The organism is Candidatus Aquicultor sp., assembly GCF_054640775.1.
This window is the reverse complement of the sequence record NZ_JBTSLF010000088.1, coordinates 9,182-11,306: the sequence shown is the minus strand read 5'-3', so window position 1 is coordinate 11,306 and position 2,125 is coordinate 9,182. Positions and strand designations below refer to the sequence as shown.

The window sequence follows — 2,125 nt, the reverse complement described above, 5'->3', positions numbered from 1 at the left end:
AAATTTATAATGTTTTTTGATTTACTTTGCGAAATTTCATAGTATTATCAAAAACAGCATCTACCAATTAAATGACAAAATCAGTGAAACTCATAAACTACACATCAAAACATATTCGAATTTATTATAGTGTCGATGAACTGATCGAAAAAACAGATCAATACCATTTTATACCAAGGAATTTATTTTCAATTGAATTGTTTGAGATGGAACCATTAACGCCTCTTAGAAAAAGGGAACAAACTCCCCCCCAAAAAACATATGATCTTCACTTTTTGAAAAATGATTTTCATTGTAAGCACATTACAATACATGATCTCATTGAAAAAAATGATGCATACAGATACGTGGTAACCAAAGAAGTGGCGAGATACATTCACATACACCACACAATTTTGGAAAGATATATATTATATCCGTCTGAAAGTTTTGGGGTTGTTACAGACAATGAAACATATGAAGTCACTGGTTTTATCAGCTCATCTCCTGAAAATAAAACAAACCAAATAATAATAAATGATTCAAAATAGTATTTATTTCTATGCTGTTTGTTTTGAATCGAAGCTTTTTAAATCAAACACTTCATTTTCTTCCTCATTATGTTCTGGGAGTTTTAAATGTGAAACCAAATTGACAAATCTTTGATGACTTGGAGACCAAACTTTATCTAATTTGTGTTTTGTTACATAATCGGGGTATTCTTTCTTAAAGGCAAGAACTTCTCTCCAGTAATCAATCGAGATGGTTCTACATTTGTTCACGTCCTTTTCAATTGGTCTTTCTGTTTTATTTGAATTCACATAGAACACTTTTCCATACATATCTCCGTCATCTTTTGTTTTCATGGCTTCTTTGTAATCATAAATTTTTCGCATGCAATCCGAGTATTGTTCACGATGCAATTTTTTGAGTTCTTTATCCCATTCTATTGCCTTTTCTTTCACTATCCTCTTGTTTTTTAAAGATGCGAGTTCTTCGATTTGTTGTTTCCCCATGACCAAAGAGATTTGATTTGTTATAATATTAAAATGATTGGTTGTTTGGACTAAAATAAATTATATATTTCTAATTAATATTTTACATCAATAAAAATTGCGATGGTGAAAAAAGAATTTATGACCTTGATGATTTATTACGATGGAGAAGGAATAGAAGATGAAATACTCAAAAGTGAGTTTTCAATCGAAAATGTGATTTCTTTGGCAAAAAGTGCTTTGCGTCAATTGGAGGTTGATATCCCATCTGAATTTTATTTGGTAGATGAAGCCAACATCAGACTTACACCAGAATATATTCAATCATTAAAGAAAAAAGCCAAATCCAAATTGAAGTTTTACATCAAAACCAAGAAAAGAGTCATTGAATCAACCCCGAATAAAGAATTGAAGGGAGACCACGAGGCACAGATCGATGATTTGTTGAGAAACTATATACAAATTGCATATCCCAAAAACGAATCAGCCTTGGAAATATATATTGACTTATGGCGTAAAAGCGAACACAATAAAGAACTTCAAAAATTATTTGAATATGAATTGGATAGAAACGAGAATGTGCAATCTTTTTATCACGAAAACGTAGAGAAGGATTACTTAATTATCAAAAATAAATAGTTTATTTTGCTGATGAATCCGCGTATTTTTTAATGAAAAGAACACACTCATGGGCAATTTTTTTGGCATCTTCCAAAGAATCATGTGAATTTTCATATGTTGGACTTTCGACGTCCAACAAAGCTCTTAATCTGTTTCTTTTTTCCTTTCCAACCTTCATATAATAACCACCATAGAACATAGACCAAGTATCCAAGACATCGTCGTTTATGTACTTATTTCCATCAAAATAGTAATAAATACAGGGTCTTTCAGTGTATGTACATATGTAAAAATCAATCCATGATAGATCATAAACCGTGTAATTGGAAACTCTCATAGGCATGTCATGCTTGACATCCATCTCATCCACCCACTTTACGAACTTGTCCATCCCTTCTTTGATATCAACACCATTCTCTTTGATTTTCTTCAAAACATCTTGATGCTTGGACCAAAATTCATCCCAGCAACGCTTTTCGAAAGGCAACTCATACTTGAATGAGATTTTGATTGAATCCAAGATTTCTTCC

4 protein-coding genes are annotated in these 2,125 nt (G+C 31.6%); 2 read left to right on the top strand and 2 right to left on the bottom strand.

All coding sequences use genetic code 11. From position 1 onward, the window contains the following. Positions 1 to 71 precede the first annotated feature (71 nt). Positions 72 to 530 (top strand): hypothetical protein, encoded by a 459-nt coding sequence (locus ACYC56_RS08500; RefSeq protein WP_461373753.1) that lies wholly within the window; start codon positions 72 to 74, stop codon positions 528 to 530. Between the two features lie 9 nt (positions 531 to 539). On the opposite strand, the gene ACYC56_RS08495 is transcribed toward ACYC56_RS08500, so the two are convergent. Then, positions 540 to 995, bottom strand: a complete 456-nt coding sequence (locus ACYC56_RS08495; protein ID WP_461373752.1) for a hypothetical protein — start codon at positions 993 to 995, stop codon at positions 540 to 542. Between the two features lie 102 nt (positions 996 to 1,097). Between ACYC56_RS08495 and ACYC56_RS08490 the strand changes: the two genes are divergently transcribed. After that, the gene (locus ACYC56_RS08490; protein WP_461373751.1) at positions 1,098 to 1,613 is read left to right on the top strand and encodes a hypothetical protein; all 516 of its coding nucleotides are present in this window, start codon (positions 1,098 to 1,100) and stop codon (positions 1,611 to 1,613) included. A 1-nt stretch (position 1,614) separates the two neighbouring features. Here the strand turns inward: ACYC56_RS08490 and ACYC56_RS08485 are convergent. Next, positions 1,615 to 2,125: hypothetical protein (locus tag ACYC56_RS08485; protein WP_461373750.1), on the bottom strand; the 511-nt coding region annotated here is incomplete at its 5' end.

Coding starts and splice junctions, on each gene's coding strand:
- ACYC56_RS08500 (WP_461373753.1), top strand. CDS start 72: ATGACAAAATCAGTGAAACTCATAAACTACACATCAAAACATATTCGA.
- ACYC56_RS08495 (WP_461373752.1), bottom strand. CDS start 995: ATGGGGAAACAACAAATCGAAGAACTCGCATCTTTAAAAAACAAGAGG.
- ACYC56_RS08490 (WP_461373751.1), top strand. CDS start 1,098: ATGGTGAAAAAAGAATTTATGACCTTGATGATTTATTACGATGGAGAA.